The organism is Streptomyces sp. NPDC006235 (assembly GCF_040613735.1).
Classification (GTDB): domain Bacteria; phylum Actinomycetota; class Actinomycetes; order Streptomycetales; family Streptomycetaceae; genus Streptomyces.
The window spans coordinates 212,638-239,069 of sequence record NZ_JBEXSR010000002.1; the positions used below are offsets into that span (position 1 = coordinate 212,638).

At 71.7% G+C, this 26,432-nt stretch carries 29 protein-coding genes and 2 tRNA genes; 17 read left to right on the plus strand and 14 right to left on the minus strand.

Translation table 11 applies throughout. The features are described 5' to 3' along the window. Window positions 1–11: 11 nt before the first annotated feature. From ABZ192_RS03115 to ABZ192_RS03130, 4 genes are all read left to right on the plus strand, one after another. Window positions 12–584 (plus strand): XRE family transcriptional regulator, encoded by a 573-nt coding sequence (locus tag ABZ192_RS03115; protein ID WP_356922767.1) that lies wholly within the window; start codon window positions 12–14, stop codon window positions 582–584. Continuing rightward, window positions 581–1,108: a GNAT family N-acetyltransferase gene (locus ABZ192_RS03120; RefSeq protein ID WP_356922768.1), complete on the plus strand. Its 528-nt coding sequence runs from the start codon at window positions 581–583 to the stop codon at window positions 1,106–1,108. Before ABZ192_RS03115 ends, ABZ192_RS03120 begins: the two co-directional genes overlap by 4 nt. A gap of 30 nt (window positions 1,109–1,138) precedes the next feature. Beyond that, entirely contained in the window at window positions 1,139–1,498 is a 360-nt protein-coding gene (locus ABZ192_RS03125) for an MmcQ/YjbR family DNA-binding protein (protein WP_356922769.1), read from the plus strand. A 123-nt stretch (window positions 1,499–1,621) separates the two neighbouring features. After that, window positions 1,622–1,695, plus strand: a tRNA-Pro gene (locus ABZ192_RS03130). Window positions 1,696–1,766: 71 nt separating this feature from the next. Here ABZ192_RS03130 and ABZ192_RS03135 read toward each other — a convergent pair. The 6 genes from ABZ192_RS03135 to ABZ192_RS03160 all read right to left on the minus strand — a co-directional run bounded on the left by ABZ192_RS03135 (window position 1,767) and on the right by ABZ192_RS03160 (window position 7,778). Further along, entirely contained in the window at window positions 1,767–2,768 is a 1,002-nt protein-coding gene (locus tag ABZ192_RS03135) for a glycoside hydrolase family 43 protein (protein WP_356922770.1), read from the minus strand. Between the two features lie 31 nt (window positions 2,769–2,799). Next, window positions 2,800–3,336, minus strand: coding sequence for an NUDIX hydrolase family protein (locus tag ABZ192_RS03140; protein ID WP_356922771.1), 537 nt, complete (start codon window positions 3,334–3,336; stop codon window positions 2,800–2,802). Window positions 3,337–3,411: 75 nt separating this feature from the next. After that, a complete protein-coding gene (locus tag ABZ192_RS03145; RefSeq protein WP_356922772.1) occupies window positions 3,412–4,551 on the minus strand; it encodes an amidohydrolase family protein in 1,140 nt (379 codons plus the stop codon). A gap of 1 nt (window position 4,552) precedes the next feature. After that, complete coding sequence (locus ABZ192_RS03150) at window positions 4,553–5,956, minus strand: glutamine synthetase family protein (RefSeq protein WP_356922773.1); 1,404 nt, start codon at window positions 5,954–5,956, stop codon at window positions 4,553–4,555. 45 nt (window positions 5,957–6,001) lie between these two features. Next, window positions 6,002–6,814 (minus strand): SAM-dependent methyltransferase, encoded by an 813-nt coding sequence (locus ABZ192_RS03155; protein ID WP_356922774.1) that lies wholly within the window; start codon window positions 6,812–6,814, stop codon window positions 6,002–6,004. Between the two features lie 139 nt (window positions 6,815–6,953). Next, window positions 6,954–7,778: a hypothetical protein gene (locus ABZ192_RS03160; RefSeq protein ID WP_356922775.1), complete on the minus strand. Its 825-nt coding sequence runs from the start codon at window positions 7,776–7,778 to the stop codon at window positions 6,954–6,956. Between the two features lie 389 nt (window positions 7,779–8,167). Here ABZ192_RS03160 and ABZ192_RS03165 point away from each other — a divergent pair, with 389 nt between their 5' ends. The 7 genes from ABZ192_RS03165 to ABZ192_RS03195 are packed head-to-tail and all read left to right on the plus strand — an operon-like array spanning window position 8,168 to window position 15,155. After that, the gene (locus ABZ192_RS03165) at window positions 8,168–8,827 is read left to right on the plus strand and encodes an XRE family transcriptional regulator (protein ID WP_356922776.1); all 660 of its coding nucleotides are present in this window, start codon (window positions 8,168–8,170) and stop codon (window positions 8,825–8,827) included. A 52-nt stretch (window positions 8,828–8,879) separates the two neighbouring features. After that, window positions 8,880–10,229 carry a Xaa-Pro peptidase family protein gene (locus tag ABZ192_RS03170; protein ID WP_356922777.1) on the plus strand — a complete coding sequence of 450 codons (1,350 nt, stop codon included), beginning with the start codon at window positions 8,880–8,882 and terminating at the stop codon, window positions 10,227–10,229. Further along, complete coding sequence (locus ABZ192_RS03175; RefSeq protein WP_356922778.1) at window positions 10,229–11,206, plus strand: thiamine pyrophosphate-dependent dehydrogenase E1 component subunit alpha; 978 nt, start codon at window positions 10,229–10,231, stop codon at window positions 11,204–11,206. The genes ABZ192_RS03170 and ABZ192_RS03175 overlap by 1 nt, the downstream gene beginning before the upstream one ends. Continuing rightward, complete coding sequence (locus ABZ192_RS03180) at window positions 11,194–12,174, plus strand: alpha-ketoacid dehydrogenase subunit beta (RefSeq protein WP_356922779.1); 981 nt, start codon at window positions 11,194–11,196, stop codon at window positions 12,172–12,174. The genes ABZ192_RS03175 and ABZ192_RS03180 overlap by 13 nt, the downstream gene beginning before the upstream one ends. A gap of 46 nt (window positions 12,175–12,220) precedes the next feature. Beyond that, window positions 12,221–13,591, plus strand: coding sequence for an amidohydrolase family protein (locus tag ABZ192_RS03185; protein WP_356922780.1), 1,371 nt, complete (start codon window positions 12,221–12,223; stop codon window positions 13,589–13,591). Next, the gene (locus ABZ192_RS03190; RefSeq protein ID WP_356922781.1) at window positions 13,588–14,469 is read left to right on the plus strand and encodes a cupin domain-containing protein; all 882 of its coding nucleotides are present in this window, start codon (window positions 13,588–13,590) and stop codon (window positions 14,467–14,469) included. Before ABZ192_RS03185 ends, ABZ192_RS03190 begins: the two co-directional genes overlap by 4 nt. Then, complete coding sequence (locus ABZ192_RS03195; protein ID WP_356922782.1) at window positions 14,466–15,155, plus strand: SDR family oxidoreductase; 690 nt, start codon at window positions 14,466–14,468, stop codon at window positions 15,153–15,155. Before ABZ192_RS03190 ends, ABZ192_RS03195 begins: the two co-directional genes overlap by 4 nt. A 12-nt stretch (window positions 15,156–15,167) precedes the next feature. On the opposite strand, the gene ABZ192_RS03200 is transcribed toward ABZ192_RS03195, so the two are convergent. The 4 genes from ABZ192_RS03200 to ABZ192_RS03215 are packed head-to-tail and all read right to left on the minus strand — an operon-like array spanning window position 15,168 to window position 16,955. Then, window positions 15,168–15,815, minus strand: coding sequence for an endonuclease (locus tag ABZ192_RS03200; protein WP_356922783.1), 648 nt, complete (start codon window positions 15,813–15,815; stop codon window positions 15,168–15,170). Between the two features lie 6 nt (window positions 15,816–15,821). Beyond that, a complete protein-coding gene (locus ABZ192_RS03205; protein WP_356922784.1) occupies window positions 15,822–16,166 on the minus strand; it encodes a DUF3140 domain-containing protein in 345 nt (114 codons plus the stop codon). A 52-nt stretch (window positions 16,167–16,218) separates the two neighbouring features. Continuing rightward, entirely contained in the window at window positions 16,219–16,701 is a 483-nt protein-coding gene (locus ABZ192_RS03210; protein WP_356922785.1) for a DNA starvation/stationary phase protection protein, read from the minus strand. After that, on the minus strand, window positions 16,698–16,955 hold the full coding sequence (locus ABZ192_RS03215) for a WhiB family transcriptional regulator (RefSeq protein WP_356922786.1): 258 nt from the start codon (window positions 16,953–16,955) through the stop codon (window positions 16,698–16,700). The genes ABZ192_RS03210 and ABZ192_RS03215 overlap by 4 nt, the downstream gene beginning before the upstream one ends. A gap of 183 nt (window positions 16,956–17,138) precedes the next feature. Between ABZ192_RS03215 and ABZ192_RS03220 the strand changes: the two genes are divergently transcribed. After that, entirely contained in the window at window positions 17,139–18,326 is a 1,188-nt protein-coding gene (locus ABZ192_RS03220; RefSeq protein WP_356922787.1) for a thiolase family protein, read from the plus strand. Window positions 18,327–18,342: 16 nt separating this feature from the next. Here the strand turns inward: ABZ192_RS03220 and ABZ192_RS03225 are convergent, their stop codons facing one another. After that, the gene (locus tag ABZ192_RS03225) at window positions 18,343–19,083 is read right to left on the minus strand and encodes a DUF6193 family natural product biosynthesis protein (RefSeq protein ID WP_356922788.1); all 741 of its coding nucleotides are present in this window, start codon (window positions 19,081–19,083) and stop codon (window positions 18,343–18,345) included. A gap of 73 nt (window positions 19,084–19,156) precedes the next feature. Here ABZ192_RS03225 and ABZ192_RS03230 point away from each other — a divergent pair, with 73 nt between their 5' ends. Beyond that, window positions 19,157–19,930, plus strand: a complete 774-nt coding sequence (locus tag ABZ192_RS03230; RefSeq protein WP_356922789.1) for a sulfite exporter TauE/SafE family protein — start codon at window positions 19,157–19,159, stop codon at window positions 19,928–19,930. On the opposite strand, the gene ABZ192_RS03235 is transcribed toward ABZ192_RS03230, so the two are convergent. From ABZ192_RS03235 to ABZ192_RS03245, 3 genes are all read right to left on the minus strand, one after another. Then, window positions 19,916–20,716: an HAD-IIA family hydrolase gene (locus tag ABZ192_RS03235; protein ID WP_356922790.1), complete on the minus strand. Its 801-nt coding sequence runs from the start codon at window positions 20,714–20,716 to the stop codon at window positions 19,916–19,918. The genes ABZ192_RS03230 and ABZ192_RS03235 overlap by 15 nt on opposite strands. 168 nt (window positions 20,717–20,884) lie before the next feature. Beyond that, window positions 20,885–21,658 carry a precorrin-6A synthase (deacetylating) gene (cobF, locus tag ABZ192_RS03240; RefSeq protein ID WP_356922791.1) on the minus strand — a complete coding sequence of 258 codons (774 nt, stop codon included), beginning with the start codon at window positions 21,656–21,658 and terminating at the stop codon, window positions 20,885–20,887. Window positions 21,659–22,177: 519 nt separating this feature from the next. Further along, window positions 22,178–22,699, minus strand: a complete 522-nt coding sequence (locus ABZ192_RS03245; protein ID WP_356922962.1) for a DUF309 domain-containing protein — start codon at window positions 22,697–22,699, stop codon at window positions 22,178–22,180. Window positions 22,700–22,855: 156 nt separating this feature from the next. Between ABZ192_RS03245 and ABZ192_RS03250 the strand changes: the two genes are divergently transcribed. The 4 genes from ABZ192_RS03250 to ABZ192_RS03265 all read left to right on the plus strand — a co-directional run bounded on the left by ABZ192_RS03250 (window position 22,856) and on the right by ABZ192_RS03265 (window position 26,391). Beyond that, window positions 22,856–22,929: transfer RNA gene (locus tag ABZ192_RS03250), tRNA-Pro, on the plus strand. Window positions 22,930–23,336: 407 nt separating this feature from the next. Then, the gene (locus tag ABZ192_RS03255; RefSeq protein WP_356922792.1) at window positions 23,337–24,608 is read left to right on the plus strand and encodes an ABC transporter substrate-binding protein; all 1,272 of its coding nucleotides are present in this window, start codon (window positions 23,337–23,339) and stop codon (window positions 24,606–24,608) included. A gap of 2 nt (window positions 24,609–24,610) precedes the next feature. Beyond that, window positions 24,611–25,558, plus strand: coding sequence for a sugar ABC transporter permease (locus tag ABZ192_RS03260; protein WP_356922963.1), 948 nt, complete (start codon window positions 24,611–24,613; stop codon window positions 25,556–25,558). Further along, a complete protein-coding gene (locus ABZ192_RS03265; protein ID WP_356922793.1) occupies window positions 25,558–26,391 on the plus strand; it encodes a carbohydrate ABC transporter permease in 834 nt (277 codons plus the stop codon). Before ABZ192_RS03260 ends, ABZ192_RS03265 begins: the two co-directional genes overlap by 1 nt. Window positions 26,392–26,432: the final 41 nt, after the last annotated feature.

Below are 26,432 nucleotides of genomic sequence, written 5' to 3' on the forward strand. Positions count from 1 at the left end.
CCGTCCCATATGTGAGAAGTGACGACACAGGCGCGATCGATACCCGGCTGGGCGCCCGCCTGGCCGAGCTGCGGACCGAACACGGCTACTCCCTGGGCGAGTTGGCGGACCGCAGCGGAGTGAGCCGCTCCACCCTCTCCCGGGCCGAGCGGGCGGAGATCAGCCCCACGGCCTCCCTCCTGAACCGCCTGTGTGCCGTCTACGGGCGGACCATGTCCCAGCTGCTCAGCGAGGTCGAGGCCGAACCGGCACCCGTGCTGCGGGCCGCCGATCAGCCGGTCTGGCAGGACCAGGCCTCCGGCTTCGTACGGCGGTCCGTGTCACCGCCGCATCCCGCCCTGCGCGGCGAACTCGTCGAGGTCCGCCTCGCACCCGGCGCCGACATCGCCTACGACCGTCCGCCCGTCACCGGCCTGGAGCAGCACATCTGGGTCCTGGAAGGGGCCCTCGACGTGACGGTGGAGAGCACCGAACACCACCTCGGCGCCGGTGACTGCCTGCGCATGCGCGTGTGGGGCCCGACCCGGTTCCGGTGTGCCGCTCCCGAGGGCGTCCGGTACCTGCTGGCGGTGGTGCGGCCGTGATCCGTCTGGACGAGGCTCAACTGCTCCGCTCCGCCGGGGCATTGGCGGACCTGTTGACCGACACCGTGAACGGCGGTGCCTCGGTCGGCTTCCTCGCGCCGCTCGACCGCGCGGAGGCGCTCGCCTGGTGGGAGGAACGGGCCGCCGACGTGGCAGCGGGACGGCTCGCCGTGTGGGCGGCGTACGACGGGGGCCGGGTGCTGGGCACGGTGAGCCTGGCCTTCCCCGCCAAGCCGAACAGCCGTCACCGCGCCGAGCTCGTCAAGCTCATGGTGCACCGCGACGCCCGCGGTCGTGGCCTCGGACGCGGGCTCCTGACCACGGCGGAGGGCGCCGCCGCGGAGGCCGGCGTCACGCTCCTGCACCTGGACACCGAGAGCGGCAGCCCCGCCGAGCGGCTGTACCGGTCGGCCGGCTGGACCGCGATCGGCGCGATCCCCGACTACGCGGCCAGCCCCGACGGGGAGCTGCGCCCGACGACGATCTACTACAAGCGCGTACCGGCAACCGCTCTCACCAGGTGATTGTCAGTGGCAGCCGCTACCGTGCCTGCCATGCCGGATGCCGAAGACGTACGACGTATCGCCCTGTCCCTGCCGGACACGACGGAGAAGATCGCCTGGAGCATGCCCACGTTCCGGGTCGCGGGAAAGATGTTCGCCACGCTGCCGGAGGACGAGACGTCCATCGCCGTGCGCTGCCCCAAGGAGGAGCGGGACGAACTGGTGCTCGCCGAGCCGGGGAAGTTCTGGATCGCCGACCACGAGGCCCAGTTCGCCTGGGTGCGGGTCCGGCTCGACGCGCTGGAGGGCGAGGGCGAACTGCGGGACATCCTGGCCGACTCCTGGCGCCAGGCGGCCCCGACCCGGCTCCTGGAGGCGCATCCCCGGCTGGGCCTCCCGGCGGTGGAGTGACCCCTCACCCCGACGGACCGCTGCTCATCTCGGCCCCCGGAAACGGATGCGCGATCACCGGCGCGAGTGCGGTATTGTTTCCCTGCACGTTCGGCCGGGGGAATCCCCAGGTCAGACGGGCAACGGGACGTGGCGCAGCTTGGTAGCGCACTTGACTGGGGGTCAAGGGGTCGCAGGTTCAAATCCTGTCGTCCCGACAGAGTCGATCAGCGGGTCTGCCGATATCGGCAGACCCGCTGATCGCGTTCCGGGCACTCGCCGGGCGGGCTCAGCCGCCGCCGTCGAGGTCGTCGCGGCGGCGCAGCACCGTCAGTTCGTGACCGCTGAGCTCCATCTCGTAGAGCTTCCCGCGCGCGTTCTCGAAGGGCCGGTGGAGGATCATCATCAGCCGGCCGTCGAAGGTGTGGAACAGCATGCCGTGGCCGCTGTCGTCGCGGACCAGCGGCCGGTGCTGCCGCCACGGGCCCTGGAGGTCCCCGGACCTCGACACGGCGTAGGTCTGCACGTAGCCGCCGCTGACCGTGCCGTCCGGACGGGCCGTGTGCTTCTCGAAGGTCGACCACAGCATCAGCAAGGACCCGTCAGGGGTGCGGTACAGCTGGGGGCCGTCGGTGATGTACGGCGGCAGCTGGTGCGGTACGCCCGCGGGGATCTGCTCGGCGGTCCAGGGCGCGTCCGACGCCTTGAAGAGGTACACCGGGTCGCCGGCCGCCTGGGACAGGTCGGGAGCCAGCCGGACCGCCTCCATCGTTCCGTCGATCGTCTGGAGCCACTCGTGCGCGTACACCATCCAGGGCTGCCCGGCCGGGTCGACGTACAGCGTGCCGTCGAGGGTCATGAGGTGCTCGGGCGGGACGGGGCGGGCCGGGTCGAGCACGGTGAACGGGCCGAGCAGTGAGTCGGAGACGGCCGTGATCGTGCCCCGCACATGGGTCGGGGTCGGGAACGGGACACCCCACTGGTTGGGCGGCGGGACCGGGAGCGGCCGGTTCTCGTCGTGCAGCGTGGTGAAGAAGTAGTACCTGCCGTCCCAGGCGTGCACCTCCGGGGCCCACGCGCCGTCCGTCGCCCAGACGCCCTCCTGCTCGGCGGTCAGGAACACCACGACGGGGCGCGTCCACTCGCGCAGGTCGTGGCTGCGGTAGACCATCGTGCCGGTGCCGTCCACGCCCGATACGGAGGGGTCGTTGGACGTGTAGAGGTGGTAGGTGCGCGTTGGTTCGTCGGCGACGACGAACGGGTCGTGCAGCGGCATGTCGGGAAGCCGCATCAGCTCACCCCTCGGTGCCGGCCCGCACTCGTCAGATCGCGCAGCCCGCATGGGCCAGCGCCTGCTTGAGCAGCACCCCGTGACCGCCCGGCATCTCGCTCTGCACCGCTTCCGAGACGGCCTCCTGCGGGCTGAACCACACCAGGTCGAGAGCGTCCTGCCGGGGCCGGCAGTCACCCGTCACCGGCACGATGTAGGCGAGGGAAACCGCGTGCTGGCGGGGATCGTGGTACGGCGTGATGCCCTGCGTCGGGAAGTACTCCGCGACCGTGAACGGCTGGAGCGACGCCGGGACGCGGGGCAGCGCGACCGGGCCGAGGTCCTTCTCCAGGTGGCGCAGCAGGGCGTCACGGACGCGTTCGTGGTGCAGCACGCGGCCGGAGACCAGCGTCCGGCTGACCGTCCCGTCGGGCCCCATGCGCAGTAGCACACCGACACTCGTGACTTCGCCGCTGTCGTCGACACGGACCGGGACGGCGTCGACGTACAGGATCGGCATGCGGGCACGTGTCATCTCCAGTTCGTCGGAGGACAGCCAGCCGGGCGTGGTTTCGGTCATGTCAGACATCGCTTGATCATACTTTCAGCCGTTCGGACTTCCTGGATAGCCGCTCGGGAGGAACTGTGACCGTCCCCACGCGGTTCAACCGTCTTCCGGGGAGTCGTCCGGGAACCGGTAGACGCGCAGGGCGTTGTCCCGGCCCGCCCACCGGGCGATCCGCAGCGCGTCCGGCAGGGACAGCTCGTCGGCGTCCAAGCGCTCCTGGAGCAGTTCCGCCAGGCCCTGCCGGAAGGCGAGCGCCCCGAGGTGGAAGAACTCCGGCACACCGTAGGCGTCGGAGCTGTACAGCAGTTTGCGGAACGGTGTGATCTCCAGGGCCTCCGCCAGCACCGCACCGGCCCTGGCCGGGCCGACGTGGTGGAGGGTGAGGCCGACGTCGAGATACACCTGCTCGAAGACCGCCGCGAGGTACGCAGCCTGCCGCTGGTACGGCCAGCAGTGCAGCAGCAGGACCGGGATCGTCCCGGCCGTCAGACGCAGCCAGTCCGTGAGGAGGGCCGGGTCGGCCCGGTGCAGCCGGATGTCGTTGTCGCCGAACCCGGTGTGCAACTGGAGCGGCAGGCCCAGGTCGACGGCGGTCCACAGCAGGTGCCGGACCAGGACCGGGTCGTCCAGGCGGCCGCCGCGGGCCGCCCAGTGCCGGGCGGCGCCGGTGACCTCCGCGTCCGAGGGCCGGGCCGGGTCCAGGTCGAAGCCGGTGCGGTAGGCCGCCACCGACTTCACGGCCACGGCGCCGGGCTGCCGTACGGCGTCCAGCGCCGCCGCGCGGAAGGCGTCCGCGTAGGCGTCCGGCTCGACCCCCGCGGCCCGCACCGACTCGGCGACGCCCTCCAGCCGCACGACCTCGTACGCCGACCCGCCCGCGGCCTCGGCGATCTCACCCGGGGTGGTCAGCCGGTCGGGGGCGTACCCGGTGTCGACGCAGAAGATGCCTGTGCCCGAGGCGCGCAGGAAGCGCCGCTGCACCTCACGCGGGCCGAGCTCCGAGCGCCGGGCCATGTACCGCTCGTTGGGGGCGTGCCGCGGCAGGTCCAGCAGGGGCGCGCAGTGGCGGCGCACGGCCACGCCCACGGGGCTGTCGAAGGGCGAGACGCCCGGCCACGCGTCGCCCTCGGTGAGGAGCGGCTCGAAGGCCTCCCGGTCGAGATCGGCGGCGACCGTGCCGTGGCAGTGGTGGTCGACCAGGCTCAGCGCGTCGAGCGCTTCGCGGACCGCGCCCACGTCAGTACTTCCAGCGGTACGCCGCCGCCACCTGGTCGTCGTCGAACCCGGCGACGGACGCCAGCTCTCCCCGCCGTACGGCGATCACCGCGTCGGCCAGGACCGGGCCGAGGGCCGCCCGCAGCACACCGTCCTCGCGGAACTCCTCGGCGGCCTGCTCCAGCGAGACCGGCAGCCGCCGTACGCCCCGGCCCGCCGCCTCCGCCTCGCCCAGCCGCGCCGGGTCCCCGGTGGTCTCCTCGGGCAGCGCGGCGGACGAGGTCATGCCGTCCAGCCCGGCGGCGATGAGGGAGCCGATCGCGAGGTAGGGGTTGGCGGCCAGGTCGACGGGTTTGATCTCCAGGTTGGCCGCCTGGTCGCGCAGGCCGGCGGTGCCGGTGACGACCCGCAGGGCGGTCTCCCGGGTCTCGCGGCCCCACGCGGTGAACACCCCGGCCCACTGCGAGGGCCTGAGCCGCAGATAGCTGGCGGGGCTCGGCGCGGTCACGGCCGTGAGCCCGGGCAGATGGGCGAGGAGGCCGGCTGTGAACGACTCCGCCCCGGCCGTCATGCCGTACCGGCCCTCGCCCCCGGAGTGCAGATTGACCCCGCCGCGCCAGGCCGAGAGATGGACGTGCCCGCCGTTGCCGACGCCCTGCCCCGTGACGGCCGGGGCGAAGGAGACCCGCAGCCCGTGCCGCTGGGCCACCGCGCGGATCGTCTGCCGCACCAGCACGCTGCGGTCGGCCGCCGCCACCGGGTCGACGGCACCCACCGAGATCTCGAACTGCCCGGCGGCGTACTCGGGATGGACCTGCTCCACGTCGAGCCCCTGGGCCGCGCACGCCGCCAGCAGGTCGGCGGTGTAGTCGCCGAGCTCGACCTGCCGCGTGGCCCCGTACGCCGGACCGGTCGTCGCGGGCACGAACGTGTCACCGGGTGCGTCCCCGCGGGCCAGGGTCCACTCGACCTCCACGGCCGCCTTGAACGTCAGGCCGTGCCGCTCGGCCGCCTCGGTGACGACCCGGCGCAGGAACGTACGCCCGCAGCCGGGATGCCGCTCCCCGTCCTGCGTGACCCGGTCGACCGGGGCCCAGGCCCAGCCGGGCTGCGCGGCCAGCACCACGAGCTGGTCGAGGTCCGGGTAGAGACGCAGGTCGCCGTCGGGGCAGCCGAGGACGTCGGTGGTGACGATGGAGTCGTTCGCCAGGAACGTGTCGAACACCGGGGACATGCCGACTCCCCAGGCGGCGGCGGAGGCGAGCCGGGCCGTCGGGATCGTCTTCACCCGGCCGATGCCCGCGGTGTCGACGTAGGACAGCACGACGCCGTGCACACTCCGCCCCGCCAGCTCGCCGCTCAGCGCGGTGGCCCGCTCGACATCGCCGGGACGGCCGCCGGGCACCGGATCGGCCAGGGTCGTCATGCGTCCTCCTCGGTGCGTCCTCCTCGACGGGACGGTCGCCGGGCGTCAGGCCTTGACGGCCACCGCGCCGTACTGCGGCACCAGCACGGCCGAGCCGGCGTCGGCACGCCACTGGCCGCACGAGACCAGGCCCGGTTCGAGCAGCTCCAGACCGTCGAAGAACGCGGCGATGTCCGTGCCGCTGCGGGCGGTGATCGGGGGAGTGGCGTTCTCGTTCCAGAACTTCATGGCCGGGATCTGTCCCGCGCCGCCGAGCTCGTCGTCGAACGTCGGGTGGGTGAGGACCAGGTAGCTGCCGGAGGGGACCGCGGCCATCACACGGCGCACGATGTCCCGGGCTTTCTCGGTGTCCAGGACGAAGTTGAGGATGCCCAGCATCATGACGGCGACGGGCCGGGTGAGGTCGAGGGTGTCCCCGGCCCGTTCGAGGATGGCGTCCGGGTCGTGCACATCGGCGTCGATGTAGGCGGTGACGCCGTCGGAGGTGCCGGTCAGCAGGGTGCGGGCGTGCACCAGCACGATCGGGTCGTTGTCGACGTAGACGATCCGGGAGTCGGGCGCGAGCCGCTGGGCGATCTCGTGGGTGTTGTCCGCCGTCGGCAGCCCCGTGCCGATGTCGAGGAACTGCCGCACTCCGCGCTCGCCGGCCAGGAACGACACGGCCCGGCCCAGGAAGTCCCGGTCCGCCCGGGCGATGTCCCGGATGATCGGGAACATGCCGGCCACCTGCTCGCCGACCTTCTGGTCGATCTCGTAGTTGTCCTTGCCGCCGATCCAGTAGTTCCACACACGCGCGTTGTGCGCCACACCGGTGTTCAGCCGCGCCGAGCCGCTCGGCGGGGTGTGGCTCTCACTCACGTCTCTTCCTCTCCTCGCACGAGCGACCGGTACCGGTCATCGCCGCCATTGTGCCGCTCCGGTGATCACCTGTCCCCGGAATCGGCAGAAGCCGGCCGGGGGCGCGTAGGCACGCGGCGGGGGAGAGCTGCGGACCGGGTTACTCGACCTCGCCGGGGTCCGGGGAGGGGGCCCTGCCGGCCAGCACGTCCTTCAGGCGCTGGGTGCCGAGCCGCACCGCCTGCCCGACGGAATCGCTCTCGCCCCCGTCCAGCCCGCCCGCCGTGACGGTGATCGCGTCGTCGCCGACGCGTACCGCGGCGACGTCCAGGGTCAGCGTGGCCTGCGTGCCGCCGGTGGTGCCCCGTACCGTCACACGCAGGCCCTCACGGGAGTCGCCCACGCCGGGCAGCGAGGTCTCGACGACCTGCACGGTGCGCTGTTCGCCGCCGTCGGTGACGGTGAACCGGTCGCACTTCTCCGGCAGGTCCGCCATCCAGTTCAAGGAGTCCTGCGGGTCAGCCCGTTCGTAGGAGGCGACCTGGTACAGCAGGCGCGAGTCGCCCTGCTGGAAGCCGCGCAGTTCGGATGCTCCGGACGGCCTGCCCAGCAGGTCGTCGTCGAAGAGGGAGTCGAGGAGCCGCTGACAGTCGGCGGCCTGGGCCTTGGCGGTGAGGAAGTCGGAGACGTCGACCCTGCCGATGAGCAGGCTGTCGTGCCAGTTCTCGGCCTCCGTGTCCTTGACCTGGGTCCAGTCGTCCTCGACGTCCGCCTCGGTGATCAGCGCGGTTCGCGCGCCGTCCGTGGTGAGGGTGGCGGTCGGAGAGGGGGTCTGCCGCTTCCCGGCGACCTGTGACGCGGCGACGTCCGGGACGCGCGAACCGTCCGTGCCGCCGTCGTCCGAGCAGGCGGCGGTGGCCAGCAGCGTGCCTGCCGCCAGGGCGGAGGAGAGACCACGGACGAGCCGGTTCGGACGACGGGTCATCGGGAGTGCCTCCTGGAAACGTGACGCGCGTGCCCTCAGCGCACCACCGGCACCGACGGCCCACCACCGGCACCGGACTGTTCGGGTGAGCGCCGTCAGCGGCGGACGCCTCACGCTCCGGCCCAGGCGTGCCCGTCCTGCCAGGCCCTGGCCGCGATCTCGACCCGGTTCCGGGCGGCCGGCTTGAACGGAACGCGTGCCGGCGCTGGGCGGCGGCCTGCGCGCCGGGCCGTGGGCGGGGGAGGGGTGGCGGGTGACGGCGACGTCCCGGTGGCGAGGAGTTGGGGGAAGCGGGGCGGCTGGCTCGCGTGTGTGCCGTCTGGCGTGGCGCACCCCACCGGCTGTTCAATGAGGCTGCACACCCCGCTCACTCCTGAGAGGAGCCGCCCGTGTCCCCCGCCGTCGTGCCGCCCGTCGGTGCGCGTATCCGGCAGGCGCGTCTGGAGCGCGGGACGAGCCTGCGCGCGCTCGCCCGGGAGGCCGGCGTGTCGGCGAGCCTCGTGTCGCAGATCGAGACCGGCAAGAGCCAGCCGTCCGTCAGCACGCTGTACGCGATCACGACGGCCCTGGGCATCTCCGTCGAGTCCCTCTTCGACGCCCGGGAGAGCGCCGGGCTCCCGCAGCACGGAGCGACCCCCCTCACGGCGGCGGCCCCCGGCACCGTCCTGCACGCCCTGGCCGCCTTCGGCGCCGACCCCGGGCGGCGGATCGGCCCGCTGGTGGGCGCCGGTGAGCGTGAGACGCTGGAGCTGGACTCGGGCGTCGTCTGGGAGCGCCTGGGCCGGGTGCCGGGCGTGGACGTCGACTTCCTGCTGGTGACCTACCGGCCCGGCGGCTCCTCCTCCGGCTCCGGCGGGCTGATGCGGCACTCCGGCACCGAGTACGGCTATCTGACCTCCGGCGAACTGATCCTCACCCTCGGTTTCGACGAGTACACCGTGCGCCCGGGCGACGCCGTCTCCTTCGAGTCGACGACCCCCCACCGCTACCGCAACGATGGAGAGGTACCGGCTGTCGGTGTCTGGTTCGTGTCCGGCGATGTTCAGTGACACTTGACACCCGCAGGACCCGGGCGTTCACTCCGAGGTGGGGGTGGTCGCCATGGCGATCCGCACATACGGCCCCAACGCGGTCGACTGGGAAGAGCGCATCGACCTGGACCGGCTGCGCGGACAGCGCCTGGCCCGGTTGCACGAGTCCCTGAACCGCTCCGAGCTCGGCGCGCTGCTCAGCTTCGACTTCGCCAACATCCGTTACATGACCGCCACGCACATCGGCACCTGGGCGATGGACAAGCTGATCCGCTTCGCCCTCCTGGTGCGCGACGGCGAACCCGTCGTCTGGGACTTCGGCTCCGCCGCCCGCCACCACCAGCTGTACAACCCGTGGCTCGACTACAGCGACGGCAAGGGCGGCCCGCCCACCGGTGCCCGCGCCGGCATCTCCACCCTGCGCGGCGCCTTCCACCCGGACGCGGGCATCGCCGAGGACGTCGCCGCCAAGATCGCCGCCGAGCTGCGAGACCACGGCGTGGCGAACGAACCGCTCGGCGTCGACGTCGCCGAGATGCCCGTCCTCGCCGCACTGCGCGCCGAGGGCATCGACGTCGTCGACGGGCAGCAGGTCTTCCTGGAGGCCCGCCGGATCAAGACCGGTGACGAGATCGCCCTGCTCACCCAGGCCTGCGCGATGGTCGACGCGGCCTACGAGGAGCTGTACGGGTACCTGCGCCCGGGCGTGCGCGAGAACGAGTGCGTCGGGGTCGTGGCCAAGGTCCTGTACGACCTCGGCAGCGAGTACGTCGAGGGCGTCAACGCCATCTCGGGCGAGCGCTGTTCACCGCACCCGCACGTCTACAGCGACCGTCTGATCCGGCCCGGCGACCCGGCCTTCTTCGACATCCTGCACAGCCACCTCGGCTACCGCACCTGCTACTACCGCACGTTCGCCGTGGGCAGCGCCTCCCGTGCACAGCGGGACGCCTATGTGCGCTGCCGGGAGTACATGGACCAGGCGATCGCGCTCGTCCGGCCCGGCGCGACCACCGCCGACATCGTGCGGGTGTGGCCGCGTGCGGAGGAGTTCGGCTTCGCCGACGAGACCGCCGCGTTCGCCCTCCAGTACGGGCACGGCGTCGGCCTGTCCATCTGGGAGAAGCCGATCTTCAGCCGCCTGGTCTCCCTCGATCGTCCCGAAGTCCTCGAAGAGGGCATGGTGTTCGCCCTGGAGACCTACTGGCCGGCCGCCGACGGCTGGTCCGCCGCCCGGATCGAGGAGGAGCTCGTCGTCACCGCCGACGGCTGCGAGGTCATCACCAAGTTCCCCGCCGAGGAACTGCTGGTGGCCGGGCGCAAGTACTGGACGGTCGGCGGCGAACTGAACACCCGCCGGGAGGCGCAGTCCCATCTCAACACCTCTCGCGACCCGTCTCGTGGCGACGGAGCGGACTGATGGACGCCGCCGGAATCCTCGCCTGCTACGAGCGGATGGCCGTCATCCGCCGTACGGAGAAGGCCGCCCACGACCTGTTCCTCCAGGGCCTGGTGAAGGGCACCACACATCTCGCCGCCGGGCAGGAGGCGATCGCCGTGGGCGCGAGCGCCGCCCTGCGCCCGGACGACTATGTGTTCGCCACCTACAGGGGCCACCACCATGCGCTCGCCCGGGGCGCCACGCCAGAGGAGTGCCTCGCCGAGCTGATGAGCCGGGCGACCGGGCTGTGCAAGGCCAAGGGCGGCTCCATGCACCTGACCAAGGCGGCCACCGGCATGCTCGGCTCGTACGCCATCGTCGGTGCCCATCTGCCGATGGCGGTCGGCGCGGCCTGGTCGGCCCGGCTGCGCGGCACGGATCAGCTCGCGGTCGCCTTCTTCGGGGACGGCGCGACCAACATCGGCGCCTTCCACGAGTCGCTCAACCTGGCCGCCGTGTGGAAGCTGCCGGTGCTGTTCGTGTGCGAGAACAACCAGTACATGGAGTACACGCCGATCGCCGACGTCACGGCGGTGGCCCGGCCCGCCGCCGACCGGGCGCCCGCCCACGGCATCCCGGGCGAGGTCGTCGACGGCAACGACGTCGAGGCCGTCGAGGAGGCGGTGACGCGGCTCGCGCGGCGGGCCCGGGCCGGGGACGGGCCCGCCGTCCTGGAGGCCGAGACCTACCGGCACTTCGGGCACAGCCGCTCCGACCCGGCGGCCTACCGCCCGGCCGAGGAGGTCGAACGCTGGCTGAAGCACGACCCGTTGGACCTCGCGCGGGGGCGGCTCGCCGAGCTGGGGGCCGGGGCGGAGACGGTGGCGGAGGCCGACGAGCGGGCCAGGGCCCTCGTCGAGCGGGCCGTCGAGGCGGCCAAGGCCGGGCCCCCGCCCGATCCGCGGGAGGCGCTGACCGACGTGTGGGCGGACGGAGGTGCCGCATGGCGGACGTGATCACCTACCGGGAAGCCGTCGCCGAGGGCATCGCGCGCGAGATGCGCCGGGACACCTCCGTCGTGTGCCTCGGGGAGGACATCGCCGCGGCCGGCGGTGTGTTCAAGACGACCGTGGGTCTGCGAGCGGAGTTCGGACCCGAGCGGGTGTGGGACACGCCCGTATCCGAGCAGGCCATCGTGGGTGCGGCGATGGGCGCCGCGATGACCGGGATGCGGCCCGTCGCGGAGATCATGTTCTCCGACTTCCTGGCCTGCTGCTGGGACTACCTCGCCAACGAGATCCCCAAGGTCCGCTACATGACCGGCGGCCAGGTGACGGTGCCCCTGGTCGTACGCACCGCCAACGGCGGCGGGCTCGGCTTCGGCGCCCAGCACTCCCAGGCCACCGAGAACTGGGCACTGACCGTCCCCGGCCTGAAGATCGCGGCACCGGCCACACCCGCCGACGTCATCGGCATGATGGCGGCGGCGATCCGCAGCGACGACCCCGTGGTCTTCTTCGAGCACAAGGCCCTCCTGGCCACCAAAGGGCCACCGCCACCGCCCGACCATGTCGTCGAGCTGGGCCGGGCCGCCGTCGTACGCGAGGGCGCCGACGTCACGCTCGTCGCGCTCGCCTCGACGGTGCCCCTGGCACTGAAGGCCGCCGACGTGCTGTCGGGGGAGGGGGTCGAAGCGGAGGTGATCGACCTGCGCTGCCTGGTCCCGCTGGACGCCGCGACCGTCCTCGCCTCGCTGAGCAGGACCTCGCGGCTCGTCACCGTCGAGGAGAACCCGTACCAGGGCGGCTGGGGCGGCACCGTCGTCTCGATCGTCGCCGACGAGGGCTTCGGCCTGCTGGACGCGCCCGTGCGGCGGGTGGCGGGGGAGTGCGTCCCGCTGCCGTTCGCCGACGCGCTGGAGGAACAGGTCATCCCCACCGCCGACAAGGTCGTCACGGCGGTCCGCGCACTCGCCGCCTATTGAGCCGCCCACCCACCCGCACACCGAAGACCCCATGGGAGGAAGCGCGATGACCACGAGAACACTTCTGCGCAATGGTCACGTGATCTCGATGGACCCCGCCATCGGGGATCTGTCCCAGGGGGACGTCCTCGTCGAGGACGGCAGGATCGCGGCCGTCCAGCCCGAGATCAGCGCCGACGCCGAAGTCCTGGACATGAGCGGCCACATCGTGATCCCCGGCTTCGTCGACACCCACCGCCACACCTGGGAGGCGCCGATCCGCGGCGTCGCACCCGACGCCACCCTCGACGACTACTTCGTCGACATCCTCGACACCTTCGCTCCGCTGTACACCCCGGAGGACGTCTACGCGGCCAACCTCGCGGGCGCGCTGGAATGCCTCAACGCCGGTATCACCACCCTCGTCGACTGGTCGCACATCAACAACACGCCGGACCACCCGGACGCCGCGATCCAGGGCCTCAAGGAGTCCGGCATCCGGGCGCAGTACGCGTACGGCAGCGCCAACACCTCCCTCGCCGACTACTGGTTCGAGAGCAAGATCGCGATACCGGCCGACGACGTCCGGCGGATCCGCACGACGCATTTCGCGTCCGACGACGGCCTGCTGACCATGGGCCTCGCCACCCGCGGACCCGGCTTCTGCGTCAACGACGTCGTCACCGCTGAATGGGCCCTCGCCCGCGAACTCGGCATCCCGATCACCGTGCACGTGGCCATGGGGCGGCTGGCCGGCCGCTTCGGCATGGTCAAGCAGCTCCACGGCATGGGCCTCCTCGGCCCGGACACCACCTACGTCCACTGCTGCTACCTCAGCGAGGAGGAGTGGCGGATGGTCGCCGACAGCGGCGGCACGGTGTCCGTCGCGCCGCAGGTGGAGCTCCAGATGGGCCACGGCTGGCCGCCCGTGATGCAGGCGATCGAACACGGGCTGCGGCCGTCGCTCAGCATCGACGTCGTCACCACCGTGCCCGGCGACATGTTCACCCAGATCCGCGCGGCCTTCGGCGCCGAACGCGCCCGCGTCAACGCCGACTGCTGGCAGGCCAACCTGCCCGTTCCCGGCAACATGCTGACAGCGCGTCAGATGCTGGAGATCGCCACCGTCAACGGCGCCCATGTCGCGGGCCTGGAGGACCGCACCGGCTCCCTGACCCCCGGCAAGCGCGCCGACATCGTCGCGGTCGACGCCACCGCGCTGAACGTCGCGCCCGTGCACGACGCGGCGGCCGCGGTGACCCTGTGCGCGGACGTGTCCAACGTGGACACCGTCCTCGTCGACGGTGTGATCCACAAGCGCGACGGCAAGCTGCTCGCCGACGCCGCGCGTGCCCTGCGGCTCGTCTCCGAGGCCCGTGACCGGCTCCTCACGGTGAAGGAGATGAAGGCGCCGAAGGGGGAGAAGGCCCCGGCATGACGCGTCATCTGGTCCGCCGCGCGACCGAGCTGCCGGAGCCGCCGTACGACGCCCTGGGCTACCGGCGGCGGACGCTGGTCGGCGAGGACGACGGCAGTGCGCACACCGGGTTCGGCCTGTGCGAACTGCGCCCGGACGGCCGTGTGCCCACCCAGGTGCACTCGTACGAGGAGAGCTTCCACGTCCTCGACGGGGCCGTGGTCCTCGACGTGCCCGAAGGCTCGTACCTGCTGGAAGAAGGTGACTACGGCCTGCTGCCGATCGGCGTCCCGCACGCCTGGCGCGGTGCCGGGGACACCGGCGGCCGCTGGGCGGACATGCTCGCGCCCGTGCCTCGGGCCCGCTACGGGTACGACACGCAGACCGTGCCGGACCTGCCCGTTCGCGACCCCGTCCGGGTCGACGTCCGCGACCCGCGCACCCGTTCCTTCGGTCACTTCGAGCCCGCCCAGATGGACCCCGGCAAGCAGTCCCAGGACCTGCTGGCCGTCACGGCGAGCATGCGCACGGCGCTGCTGGTCTACAGCGGCATCACGGTGAAGATGATGGTCGACAGCGACCTGGGCGCGGTCGGCTCGACGATGTTCATGGTGCAGTACGCCTCCGACGGCGTGATCGGCGCCCACGACCATCCCTTCGAGGAGACGTACCTGATCCTGGAGGGCGTCGCCGAGACCACCCTCGACGGCGAGCGGTACCGGCTGGAGCCAGGGGACCTCGCGTGGGCGGGCACCGGCTGCGTGCATGGGTTCGTCAATGCCGGGCAGGGGCCCCTGCGGTGGCTGGAGACACAGGCGCCGCAGCCACCGTCGCGGCACTCGTACCGGTTCACCAGGGACTGGGACTATCTGCGCCAGACGCTTCGGGAGGGCTCATGAGCACTGTCCTTGTCGTCGGCGGCACGTCGGGCATCGGCCTCGCGTTCGCCCGGGCCCGCGCCGAGCAGGGCGACGACGTGGTCCTGACCGGCCGCGACGCCCACCGCGCCGACCTGATCGCCAAGGAGTTCGGCGCCCGGGGCATCGCCCTCGACCTGGGGCGGCCGCTGGAGATCGCGGCGGCGCTGGCCGGCGTGGGACGCGTCGACCATCTGGTGGTGGCGGGCGTCTCCCGCGACGACAACAAGGTGAGCGAGTACGACATCGACGCCGCCCTGCGGCTGGTCACGCTCAAACTCGTCGGCTACACCGAGGTCGTGCACACGCTGCGGACCCGGCTGCACGACGACAGCGCCATCGTGCTCTTCGGCGGACAGGCCAAGGAACGCCCCTACCCGGGGGCGACGACCGTGGCGACGGTCAACGCGGGCGTGCGGGGCCTGATGAACTCCCTCGCGGTCGAGCTCGCTCCCGTCCGGGTCAACGCGGTGCACCCCGGCGTCGTCGGCGACAGCCCGTACTGGCAGGCCAAGCCGGAGAAGGTACTCGACGTGCTGCGCACCGAGACGCCCACCGGGCGGCTGGCCTCCCTGGCGGACGTGGTGGACGCGGTCGACTTCCTGCTGCGCAACCGGTCGGTCAACGCGGTGGAACTGCCGGTGGACGGAGGGTGGTTGCTCGGCTGACAGGGGGTTCGGTCACCCGGCCCGGCGCCTGGCGTCCTCGGCCACGTCCTTGTCCACCGCCGCCCGCACCAGCGCGGCGGCGAGGACGGCCGGGTCGGTCCGCCCGGCCAGTTCGGTGAGACGGCCCGGGTCCTTCGGCAGCTTCAACCGCTCGGCACCCTGGAGGGCCTTGGCGTCGAGGTAGGGGGCGGCCTCCGGCCACACGCCCTGCACCTCGCGCAGGAAGATGTCGGCTCCGGCCGGGCCGATCCCGGGGAACTCCTGGAGCAGGTGGCGCAGCTCGGACACCTTGCCGTCCGCCTCACGGCGCAGTCGCCGCAGATCGCCGCCCCACCGTTCGTTCAACAGCTCGGCGGCCTCACCTAGCTGGGTCGCCGTGCGCTCGTCGTAGCGTCGGTAGCCGCCCCGGCCGAGCGCGTCCACCCGCTCCTGCCAGTCGGCCTCGGCCATACGGCGCGGGTCGCGCAGGCCCGCCTCGTGCAGGGCACGGGCGGTGGCCAGCGCGATCGAGCCGCGGATGCGGGCGCTGAGCAGATGAGCCAGCACCAGCAGCCGGTACAGCGGCTGCGGGGTGTCCTTCAGAGGGATTCCCGCCTCGTCCGCGTACGTCCGGCCGTGCGCGTCGAGAAGCTCGCGCACGACGCGCTCCTGCCGGTCCACGACCCACTACCCCTTGAGGGGATCGTGGCCGACCGTCATCAGGCGGCGCCGGCGGCGCGTGTCCTCGGGCGTCACCTCGGGCAGCGGCTCGTCCTCCAGGTCCACCTGCGAGGTGACCCTGTCCACGACGTTCCGCATCACCCGCAGGTCGTCCTCGGTCAGGTCGGTGCGCCGCTTCTGCAGGATCGCCAGGACGTGCTGTCCGGTCTGCGTGCCCGCCTGGTCGGGCAGCGGCTCCGCGTCCTCGTCGGCGTCCCGCATCCGCAGCCAGGCCGCGAGCTCCTGCGAGGTCATGTTCACCACGCGGTGGAAGTCCTCCCACAGCGCGTCGAGTTCAAGGGCGTCGGTCATCACATGCCCCTTCCGTACGTACGTGCGCGCGCTGCGTACGTGCGCGCGCCGGTCAGCCCTCGCGGGGAAAGTTCTCGGCGTCGAACATCCAGCGCTGCTTCTCCAGCTCGGCGGTGATGCTGATCAGCAGGTCCTGTGTGACCAGGTCGGCCTTCTCGGTCGCGTCGATGCGCTCGCGCAGCCGGCCGATGGCGTCCTGGAGGGACTCCACCATCACCTGCACGGCGTCCGAGTCGCGCACCCAGCCCTCCTTGGGGGCGGGCAGCGTGAAGGCCTTGGCGATCGTCTCGGGACGGCCGTCCGGCGGGACGCCGAGCGCCGCGGACCGCTCCGCCACCGTGTCGGCGAAGTTCCGCGCGGACGAGACCACCTCGTCGAGCTGGAGGTGGATCGACCGGAACCGCGGTCCGACGATGTTCCAGTGCGCCTGCTTGCCGATCAGCGAGAGCCCGAGCAGATCCACCAGGGTGTCCTGGAGTGCCTCGCACGAGACCCGGCGGGCTTCGTCGGGCAGTGTGCTCCGCACAGCCGTCATAGGGCGCTTCTCCTTCTCGCGTCGTTCCTCGTGGTCCGGAGCAGTGCGTCGCGCTCCTCCTCGCAGGTCCCGCCCCACACACCCGCGGCCTGGCCGCTGCTCAGCGCGAAGCTCAAGCACTGGTCGGTCACCGGGCAGCGCGCACAGATCCGCTTCGCGGCGTCGACGTCCCGCAGGGCCGGACCCGCCGTGCCCACGGGGAAGAACAATTCGGGGTCCTCGTCCACACAGGCGGCGCTCCGCAACCACTCCATGAACGCGCGGGTGCCCAGGGCCCACGGGGGCAAACCCGATGCGGAAGCACGCAGGCCGGTTGTTCCGACCTGCGACAACGCCCGCCGGAAGCACTTCTCCCCCCGGAATCTTCACAGGGGGCGGATCGAGGGTCTATAGTCCGAAACTAGCAGTGCTAATTAAGCGGTGTGAGGAGTCCTCTCGTGCGTCCCGTCCACTTCGCGGCCGCCCGCCGCACCCCCATCGGCAAGCTGCGGGGATCCCTCTCCTCGGTACGGCCCGACGACCTCGCCGCGACCGTCGTCCGCGTCCTGGTCGGCGACGTGCCCGCCCTCGACCCGGCCCGGATCGACGACGTCTACTGGGGTGCCGCCAACCAGGCCGGCGAGGACAACCGCAACGTCGCCCGCATGGCCGCGCTGCTCGCCGGCCTCCCCGAATCCGTGCCCGGCGCCACCGTCAACCGCCTCTGCGCCTCCGGCCTGGAGGCCGTGACCACGGCGGCCCGCACCATCGCTGCCGGCGAGGCCGACATCGTCATCGCGGGCGGCTCCGAGTCGATGAGCCGCGCCCCCTTCGTCCTGCCCCGCCCCGACGAGGCCCTGCCGCACCGCATCGAGACCGCCGACACCCGCCTCGGCTGGCGCCTGGTCAACCCCGCGATGCGGGACCTGCACGGCCTGCTGTCCATGGGTGAGACCGCTGAGGAGGTCGCCGCGCGCTACGGCATCTCCCGCGAACGCCAGGACGACTTCGCCCTGCGCAGCCACCAGCGCGCCGCCCTCGCCCGCAAGAACGGCCACTTCGACGACGAACTCCTGCCCGTGGAACGCCCCGACGGGGTGGTCGTCGACACCGACGAGTGCGTCCGCGAGGACACCTCGTACGAGAAGCTGTCCCGGCTGAAGCCCGTCTTCCGGGACGGCGGCACCGTCACCGCGGGCAACGCCTCCCCGATGAACGACGGCGCCGCCGGCCTCCTCCTGGTCAGCGAGAACGCCCTGCGCGAGCTGGGCCTGGAGTCCCTGGGCCGCTACGTCGCCGGAGCCTCGGCAGGCGTCCACCCCGACGTCATGGGCATCGGCCCGGTCCCCGCCACCCGCAAGGTGCTGACCCGGGCAGGCTGGAACATCGGCGACCTGGAGGAGGCCGAGTTCAACGAGGCCTTCGCGGCCCAGGCCCTGGCCTGCGTGGACCAGCTCGGCATCGACCCCGACCTGGTCAACCCGAGCGGCGGAGCCATCGCCCTCGGCCACCCGCTGGGCTGCTCGGGCGCCCGCATCCTGACGACGCTGCTCCACCGGATGCGGCGAACCGGAGCGGGCCGGGGCCTGGCGACGATGTGTGTCGGGGTGGGGCAGGGGAGCGCGCTGCTGGTCGAGCGGGCGTAGCCGCCCCGGGGCCGGGTCAGCCGCCGAGCGCGGTCGGGCCGAGGCCCGCCGGCAGCCGGCGCACGGCCAGCGCCACGGCTTCCCGAGCCGTGCCGAACAGGCCCAGGTCCGGAGTGACGAAGCCCCGGCCCACTCCGAACATGCCGTCACTGCCCGCGGTCAGGCACGGCCCCATGACGGTCAGGCCGGGCCGGGTGGTGGTCGAGAAGCGCAGCGCCCAGTGGCTCGTGAACGGGTACAGGGCGCGCAGGCCGGGCTCGGCGTACGCCGCCTCGATCAGGGCCTGATACGCCTCCTGCCAGTCGTACTCCAGTTCACTCGCCTCCTGGAGCATGCCCCGCCACTCGGATTCCGTCAGACGCGCGGGATCGTTGCCGGGCACCTCGAACCGGCCGGTGAGGTGCACGAAGGGCGCCGCCCGGCGGATGTCTTCGAGGGCCGCCCCGTCGTGCCACGCCCGGGCCGCCCTGGCCACCTCCCCCAGGTCGTCCGTCCTGCCGTCGACGAGCGGTATGCCCTGGAACCGATCCTCGCCCCGGACCGACCACCGCCGTTCGTGCGACCACGCGCTGATCCGCAGCGGCTCGCGGTAAAGGAGGGTGCTGGCCACCGTCGCGTGGAGCAGCGGAGCGGAATCCGGAGAGGTGACGGGGACGGCGCCCAGGTGGCCTCCCGCCACCTCCCGGAGCGCTGTGGCGAGACTGCCGCAGGCCGCGGCATCGGGATACAGAACCGCGGGATCAGGAGGGGTGGACACGGCCGCCGATTATGCCCGACCGGCGAGACGGCTCTGCGAGGCCCGGTTCGTTGCACATAGCATCAGTGCTCGCATGAACACGATGACGCTCTGGTCCATCACCGGCTGGGAGTTCGCCGCGCTCGCCTTCGCGGCCCTGCTCGTCGGCTTCTCGAAGACCGCCGTGAGCGGGGCCAACACGGTCAGCCTCGCCATCTTCGCCGCGGTGCTGCCCGCCCGTGCCTCCACAGGGGTGCTGCTGCCGATCCTGATCGCCGGGGACCTGCTCGCCGTCGCCACCTACCGGCGGCACGCCCACTGGCCCACGCTGTGGCGGCTGTTCCCGGCGGTCGCCGCGGGCGTCGTCGTCGGCACGGTGTTCCTGATGTGGGCGGACGACGCGATCGTACGGACCTCCATCGGCGCGATCCTGCTGCTGATGGCCGGGGTGACGGTCTGGCGCAGGCGTACGGCGGACGCGGAACAGGAGCCGGAGTCGGTCACGACCCCGGCGGGCCGTATCAAAGCCCGCTCCTACGGCGTCCTCGGCGGCTTCACCACCATGGTCGCCAACGCGGGCGGCCCGGTGATGTCGATGTACCTGCTGTCCGCGGGCTTCCGCAAACTCGGCTTCCTCGGCACGTCGGCTTTCTTCTTCCTGATCGTCAACGTCTCCAAGCTGCCCTTCAGCGCCGGTCTCGGCCTGATCGACGGCCGCTCCCTGCTCCTCGACCTGGCGCTCGTCTTGTTCGTCGTGCCCGGCGCGTTCTTCGGCAAGTGGGCGGTCAACAAGATCAACCAGCGGTTGTTCGAACAGCTGGTCATCGCCGCGACGGTCGTGGGCGGACTGCAGCTACTGCTGCGCTGAACCCCGGAGGAGCGCGGGAAGGTCCGCGAAGGAGTCGATCACGTGGTCGGGCGTGCCGTGGGCGGCCCGGAGGGCCTCCGGCTGGAACTTGCCGGTCCGGACGAGGACCCCGGTGATCCCGGCCCGCTGCGCCCCGAGCACGTCGGACTCGACATCGTCGCCCACCATCACGGCCTCGCCCGCACCCGCGCCCAGCCGCGCGAGCGCCGCCTCGAAGAACGCCCGGGCCGGTTTGCCGGTGATCTCGGCCTCCACCCGGGCGGCCTGCTCCAGCCCGGCCAGGAACGCCCCCGAGTCCAGGCGCAGCCTCTCGGCCGTACGCCAGTACAGGTTGCGGTGCATCGCCACCAGCCGGGCCCCGCGCTGCAGCTGCCCGAAGGCCCGGTCCAGCGCCGCGTAGCCGAACTCCGGACCGGCCCCGCCGATCAGCACGACATCCGGCACGGTGGAGGAGTCCGCCGCGTCGACGACGGTCACACCGTCGAGGTCCTCAGTGATGTCGCCGCTGTTCAGCAGGGCGCACCGGGCGCCCGGGCAGTGATCGGCGAGGTAGGAGGCGGTGGCGGCGGGCGCGGTCAGGATGTCCTCGGCGGACACCGGGAACCCGGCCTCCACGAGCGTCCCGGCGATCGACGCCCGCGTCCGGGACGTGGTGTTGGTGACCAGCAGCACGGCGAGCCCGGCTTCCCGGATCTCCCGCAACGCCTCCGCGGCCCCTGGCAGGGGACGCCACGAGACGGTCAGCACCCCGTCGATGTCGACGAGCACGGCACGCACGGACTCCATGCCTGGACGATAGCCATGGTGAGCCGTGTCCGCCGGTCGGTACCCGCCGCGTCGAGCCGGGTGTCGGACTCCCGGACGCTCCGCCGTGTGGTGCCCATGTTCAGGTCCGTGCTGCCGGTGATCTTGGCGACGGCGCCACCGGCCCCGGTGATACGCGTCCCAGTCGTGTCAGTCGCGGGGGTGCCGGCGCAGCAGATACGTGTCCATGATCCAGCCCTTGCGCTCGCGGGCCTCGGTACGCAGCCGCTCGATCCGAGGCCCGGCCTCGGCGATCGGACCGGAGACGAGGATCTCGTCCGGGGTGCCGAGGTAGGCGCCCCAGTAGATCTCGATGTCTTCGTCCGCGTACTGCCGGAAGGCCTGGTGCGCGTCGAGCATCACCACCACGTCGTCCACGCCCTCCGGAAAGCCCGCCGCGAGCCGCCGGCCGGTGGTGATCTGCACGGGCCGGGCGACCCGGTTGAGCCCCGTCCGGTGCCGGGCGGCGAGCGCCGAGACGCTGGATATGCCCGGCACGACGTCGTACTCGAACGCCACCGCGCCCCGCTCCAGCACCTCCTCCAGGATCCCCAGCGTGCTGTCGTACAGCGCCGGGTCGCCCCGCACCAGGAACGCGCCCGTCTCCTGCGCGCCGAGCTCCTCGCCGATCAGCCGCTCGTAGACCGCGGCGCGGGCGCTGCGCCACTCCTCGACGGCGGGGGAGTAGGCCGCGCCGCCGGCGGTACGGTCCCGCTCCGGGTCACGGGTCTCGACGACCCGGTACGTCGCCGCGTCCGGTAGGTGCGCGTCGAGCATGTCCCACCGCAGCCGGGTGAGGTCGGCCTTCACCTCGCCCTTGTCCAGGACGAAGAACACGTCCGTGCTCCGCAGCGCCCTGACCGCCTGGAGGGTGAGCTGCTCTGGGTCGCCCGCGCCGATACCGATGACATGAATCTTCCGCACACCGACGAGTCTCCCGCAGCCCACTGACAACGCCGGGCACGCCCCACTCCGCGGGGCTGCCCCGCCCAGCACCCGGGGGCCCCGCGCATCCCGGGCGGCGCCCGTGCCCGGCTCAGATGTCCTGGATCGGGGCTTGCGCGCTCTGGCCGGACCGGCCGGCCGCCGGGGGCACGGTGGCTGGTTGGTCCGGCGGGGCCGTGCCGTGTGTCATACGGGGGCGCTCGTGCTCAATGGCCCGGGTGGCGCGATGCGCCTGCCCCCAGGGCCCGGATCGGGTCGGGCGCGTGCCCGTGGTCGTAGCCGGGGTGGCTGTGCCAGGGGTGTGGCGGGTGTGGATCGGGTCCGGGTGCCCGTGCCGGCACCGGGGTTCCCGGGCGGGGTGTCCTGGGGCATGGCCCCGAGTCTGTGGCCCCAGCCGGGACCCCGGCACCGGGGCGCCGGGGCCCGGGCGCCGGGGCCCGGGTCGGCCTTCCGCGCTCGCTTCCACACCCGGCGTGTTCCTGCTCCGTGTCCCCCTGGTCAGCGCCCCGCGTCCGCACCCCGCAACCGGGGCGCCCGGGCCCCCGCGTCCACCGGGCTGCCCTCCCGCTCCACCTCCTCGGCCAGCTCCCGTGCCCAGGCGGCGACGCTGCCGATGTCGATCCCGTGCGGCGTCGCTTCCCCGGAGGCGGACGCCCACTTCTCGGCCGCGCCCGCACCGCGCCGCAGCAGGCGCGCCCCGCCCGTGAGGTTGCCGCGGGCGGTGTGCGTCAGGCCGACCGCGAGCTGGGCGAGGCCGCGCCACAGTTCCCGTTCCGTGTCGGGACCCGACTTCCAGGCGTCCTCGAAGACCTCGTGCGCGTGGAACGGTTTCCCCTCGTCCAGCAGTCGCTGCGCCTCGGCGACGGTCTCCTCCGGCGCGCGTACGACGCCCTCGGGCTGCCGCGGCACGCCCGGCGCGTCGTACGGAAGGGGCCGGCCGAGGCCGTCCCGAGGCCGGGCGTTGCGCGCCCGCCCCTCGCTGTCGCGGTCCCGGGCGCCGCCGGGCCGGCCCGTGGCCATGTCCCCCGTGTGTCCCGTGTTCTCGGAGTTTCCCCTGCTGTCTGTGCTGCCCATACGGCGATTGTCCCGCTCAGGGGGCCGACTTTCGGCGCGGCCGGGGGTGTGGGGTAAAGTGCTGTTCGCGCGATCACGCGGTTCACCGCGGTGGGCGCGCATCGGGACGTGGCGCAGCTTGGTAGCGCACTTGACTGGGGGTCAAGGGGTCGCAGGTTCAAATCCTGTCGTCCCGACTTGTGAAGTAGCAGGTCGGAGGTCATTTCCGGTTGATCGGAAGTGGCCTCTTCGTCGTTCCTGGGGACCGGATGGGGCCCGAGCGCTGTGGGGTGGTCGGGTAACGCACCCTGAGTCGGTCAAGCTGCGCTGATCGGGGCGATCGCCCGACGTTCTGGACTGACCGACGTTTCCCTTACCACCGCGTCCGCCAACGCCCCCTTCCATGGGAGCAGGTTCGCCGAGGTGGACTCCCCTCGTGAGCCACTGGGTGATTTGGTGCGATATGTGCTTTGTCTTGCTTTATGGGGCCCCTAGTGTTCGCGGAGAGGGAATCGCTGCGGGGTCCGAGTCCTGTGCCACCGTCCGGAAACGAGGTGTGGAGCGCGTGCACGCGAGGTGCGGCTGCCGGCCCTTTTCGGGTCACATGGGACGTCCCAGAAGGACGCGATGGCTGCGGGCGTTCGCAGTACTGCCGTTGCTGGCTTCGGTGCTCGCCGCTTGTGGCAGCGACGAGGGCTCCGGCAGACCCACCCTGAACTGGTACAACTTCCCCGACGACTCGGGTGCGCTCCAGAAGGCGGCCGACCGGTGCAGCCAGGCGTCGGGCGGCCGCTACCGGATCAGTTACAACAAGCTCCCGCGTGCGGCGGACGGCCAGCGCCAGCAGCTTGTCCGCAGACTCGCCGCCGAGGACGACTCGCTCGACATCCTGGGCCTGGACGTCACCTGGGCGGCGGAGTTCGCCGAGGCGCGCTGGATCCGGGAATGGACGGGGACGGCGAAACGGCAGGCAGTCGAGGGCACCCTGCGCGTACCGCTGCAGACCGCGACCTGGAAAGGCAAGTTGTACGCCGTCCCGTACAACACCAACACCCAGCTCCTGTGGTATCGCAAGGACCTGGTGCCCACCCCGCCCAGGACCTGGGCCGAAATGCTGGACATGGCCGGTACCCTCGCGCGGCAGGGCAAGCCGCACTTCGTGGAGATCCAGGGCGCCCAGTACGAGGGCCTGACCGTCTGGTTCAACACGCTGATCAACAGTGCGGGCGGCTCCATCCTCAACGCGAGCGCGACCGAGCCTGCTCTCGGTCCTCCTGCCTCGCGAGCCGCCGGGATCATGCGTGATCTGGCAAAGTCCCCGGCCGCGGACCCCTCCCTGTCGAACCAGATGGAGGACCAGAACCGTCTCGCCATGGAGTCGGGGGTAGCGGCGTTCGAGCTCAACTACCCGTTCGTCTATCCGTCGATGAAGGCGAACAACGCCGAGTTGTTCAAGAACTTCCGTTGGGCGCCGTACCCTCGGGTCGACGCGAACCGCCCGGCACGGCCCACGATCGGCGGCATCGATCTGGCGGTGAGCGCCTACTCGCGCCACCCCGACCTGGCCTTCGAGGCGGCGCTGTGCTTGCGTAACCGGGAGAACCAGCTCACAGCCGCGCTCGAGGGCGGTCTGCCGCCCACGTTGCGCGGCCTGTACGACGAGCCGGCGTTCATGAAGGCATACCCGTTCTCGCGGGAGGTGCTGGCCTCCCTGCAGGCGGCGAGCGTGCGGCCCCTCACTCCGGCCTACCAGAACATCTCGATCGCGATCTCCCACACGCTGTCCCCGCCGTCGGGGATCAAACCGGTGAGCTCGATCGAGACCATCAGGGATCAGATCGACGATGCCCTGCGATCCGAGGGTGTGATCCCGTGAGCATGCAAGCGGAACCGGCCGGAGCACCGGTACCCCCCGAAGCAGAGCAGACACGGCAGGACAAGGCGGCGCTCTCGGTGGGCGCCCGGCAGGAGCGGCGCCTCGGCTGGCTGCTGTGCGCACCCGCCGTCGTCGTCATGCTCGCCGTGACCGCGTACCCCATCGGATACGCCGTCTACCTGTCCCTCCAGCGGTACGACCTGCGCTTTCCGGGGCAGGCGAAGTTCGTGGGCCTGAGCAACTACGGGGCCGTGCTGACCTCCCAGTTCTGGTGGGACGCGTTCTGGGTGACGCTGTTCGTCACCGCCGTGTCCGTGGCCATCGAACTGGTCCTCGGCATGTGCCTCGCCCTGGTCATGCACCGCACGATCTTCGCGCGCGGCGTCGTCCGCACGTCGGTCCTCATCCCGTACGGCATCGTCACCGTGGTCGCCGCCTTCTCGTGGCAGTACGCCTGGACCCCGGACCTCGGCTACCTCGCCGAGCTGTTGCCCGCGGGCGAGGCCCCGCTGACCGAGCAGTGGCCGGCCCTGTGGCTGATCGTCCTCGCGGAGGTGTGGAAGACGACCCCGTTCATGGCCCTGCTGCTGCTCGCCGGCCTCGCCCTGGTCCCCGAGGAGACCCTGAGGGCGGCCATGGTGGACGGCGCCACCCCGTGGCAGCGCTTCACCAAGGTCATGCTGCCGCTGATGAAGCCGGCCGTCCTGGTGGCGCTGCTCTTCCGCACACTGGACGCGTTCCGGATCTTCGACAACATCTACGTCCTGACCGCGGGGGCCCAGGGAACCGGCTCCGTGTCGATTCTCGGGTACGACAACCTGTTCACGGCGCTGAACCTGGGCATCGGGTCGGCGATCTCGGTCCTGATCTTCATCTGCGTCGGGATCATCGCCTTCACCTTCGTCAAGCTGTTCGGCGCAGCCGCACCCGGCGCGGAGGTGAAGCGCTGATGGCCGCCGTAGGCAAGACGCATGCCGCCCGATGGACCGTCGTGAACGTCGTGGTGGTCCTGTACGCCCTGTTCCCGGTGTGGTGGATCGCCGCGCTGTCGTTCAAGGACCCCAGCACCCTCACGGACGGCGACTACATCCCGAGGGACTGGACGTGGGAGAACTACCGGGGCATCTTCGCGACCTCCGAGTTCACCCGGGCGCTGATCAACTCCATCGGCATCGCCCTCATCGCCACGGTGATCGCGGTGGCGCTGGGCACCATGGCCGCGTACGCGGTGGCCAGGCTGCGCTTCCCCGGCAAGCGGGTGCTCATCGGCATGTCACTGCTGATCGCCATGTTCCCGCCGATCTCCCTGGTGTCACCCCTGTTCAACATCGAGCGGATCATCGGGATCTTCGACACGTGGGTCGGACTGATCATCCCGTACATGACCTTCTCGCTGCCGCTCGCGATCTACACCCTGTCGGCTTTCTTCCGGGAGATCCCCTGGGATCTGGAGAAGGCGGCCAAAGTCGACGGGGCGACGCCAGCGCAGGCCTTCCGGATGGTCATCGTGCCGCTGGCCGCCCCAGGCGTGTTCACCACGGCCATTCTCGTGTTCATCTTCTGCTGGAACGACTTCCTGTTCGCGATCTCGCTGACCTCCACCGAGTCGGCGCGTACGGTGCCGGCCGCGATCGCGTTCTTCACCGGGAGTTCGCAGTTCCAGCAGCCCACCGGGTCGATCGCCGCAGCCGCTGTGGTGATCACCATCCCGATCATCGTTTTCGTCCTGTTCTTCCAGCGGCGGATCGTCGCCGGACTGACCTCCGGGGCAGTCAAGGGGTGAACGGGCCGACCCGGAAGGCACGAAGGCAAGGAGGCACCATC

Bases quoted from the DNA above. Each gene is read 5' to 3' on its own strand.
- ABZ192_RS03160 (WP_356922775.1), bottom strand. From the start codon at position 7,778: ATGACCCGTCGTCCGAACCGGCTCGTCCGTGGTCTCTCCTCCGCCCTG.
- ABZ192_RS03215 (WP_356922786.1), bottom strand. From the start codon at position 16,955: ATGGAGTGGTTGCGGAGCGCCGCCTGTGTGGACGAGGACCCCGAATTG.
- ABZ192_RS03175 (WP_356922778.1), top strand. From the start codon at position 10,229: ATGGACGCCGCCGGAATCCTCGCCTGCTACGAGCGGATGGCCGTCATC.
- ABZ192_RS03255 (WP_356922792.1), top strand. From the start codon at position 23,337: ATGGGACGTCCCAGAAGGACGCGATGGCTGCGGGCGTTCGCAGTACTG.
- ABZ192_RS03205 (WP_356922784.1), bottom strand. From the start codon at position 16,166: ATGACCGACGCCCTTGAACTCGACGCGCTGTGGGAGGACTTCCACCGC.
- ABZ192_RS03150 (WP_356922773.1), bottom strand. From the start codon at position 5,956: ATGACGACCCTGGCCGATCCGGTGCCCGGCGGCCGTCCCGGCGATGTC.
- ABZ192_RS03140 (WP_356922771.1), bottom strand. From the start codon at position 3,336: ATGTCTGACATGACCGAAACCACGCCCGGCTGGCTGTCCTCCGACGAA.
- ABZ192_RS03230 (WP_356922789.1), top strand. From the start codon at position 19,157: ATGAACACGATGACGCTCTGGTCCATCACCGGCTGGGAGTTCGCCGCG.
- ABZ192_RS03210 (WP_356922785.1), bottom strand. From the start codon at position 16,701: ATGACGGCTGTGCGGAGCACACTGCCCGACGAAGCCCGCCGGGTCTCG.
- ABZ192_RS03235 (WP_356922790.1), bottom strand. From the start codon at position 20,716: ATGGAGTCCGTGCGTGCCGTGCTCGTCGACATCGACGGGGTGCTGACC.
- ABZ192_RS03245 (WP_356922962.1), bottom strand. From the start codon at position 22,699: ATGGCCACGGGCCGGCCCGGCGGCGCCCGGGACCGCGACAGCGAGGGG.
- ABZ192_RS03185 (WP_356922780.1), top strand. From the start codon at position 12,221: ATGACCACGAGAACACTTCTGCGCAATGGTCACGTGATCTCGATGGAC.
- ABZ192_RS03180 (WP_356922779.1), top strand. From the start codon at position 11,194: ATGGCGGACGTGATCACCTACCGGGAAGCCGTCGCCGAGGGCATCGCG.
- ABZ192_RS03125 (WP_356922769.1), top strand. From the start codon at position 1,139: ATGCCGGATGCCGAAGACGTACGACGTATCGCCCTGTCCCTGCCGGAC.
- ABZ192_RS03170 (WP_356922777.1), top strand. From the start codon at position 8,880: ATGGCGATCCGCACATACGGCCCCAACGCGGTCGACTGGGAAGAGCGC.
- ABZ192_RS03190 (WP_356922781.1), top strand. From the start codon at position 13,588: ATGACGCGTCATCTGGTCCGCCGCGCGACCGAGCTGCCGGAGCCGCCG.
- ABZ192_RS03135 (WP_356922770.1), bottom strand. From the start codon at position 2,768: ATGCGGCTTCCCGACATGCCGCTGCACGACCCGTTCGTCGTCGCCGAC.
- ABZ192_RS03195 (WP_356922782.1), top strand. From the start codon at position 14,466: ATGAGCACTGTCCTTGTCGTCGGCGGCACGTCGGGCATCGGCCTCGCG.
- ABZ192_RS03265 (WP_356922793.1), top strand. From the start codon at position 25,558: ATGGCCGCCGTAGGCAAGACGCATGCCGCCCGATGGACCGTCGTGAAC.
- ABZ192_RS03260 (WP_356922963.1), top strand. From the start codon at position 24,611: ATGCAAGCGGAACCGGCCGGAGCACCGGTACCCCCCGAAGCAGAGCAG.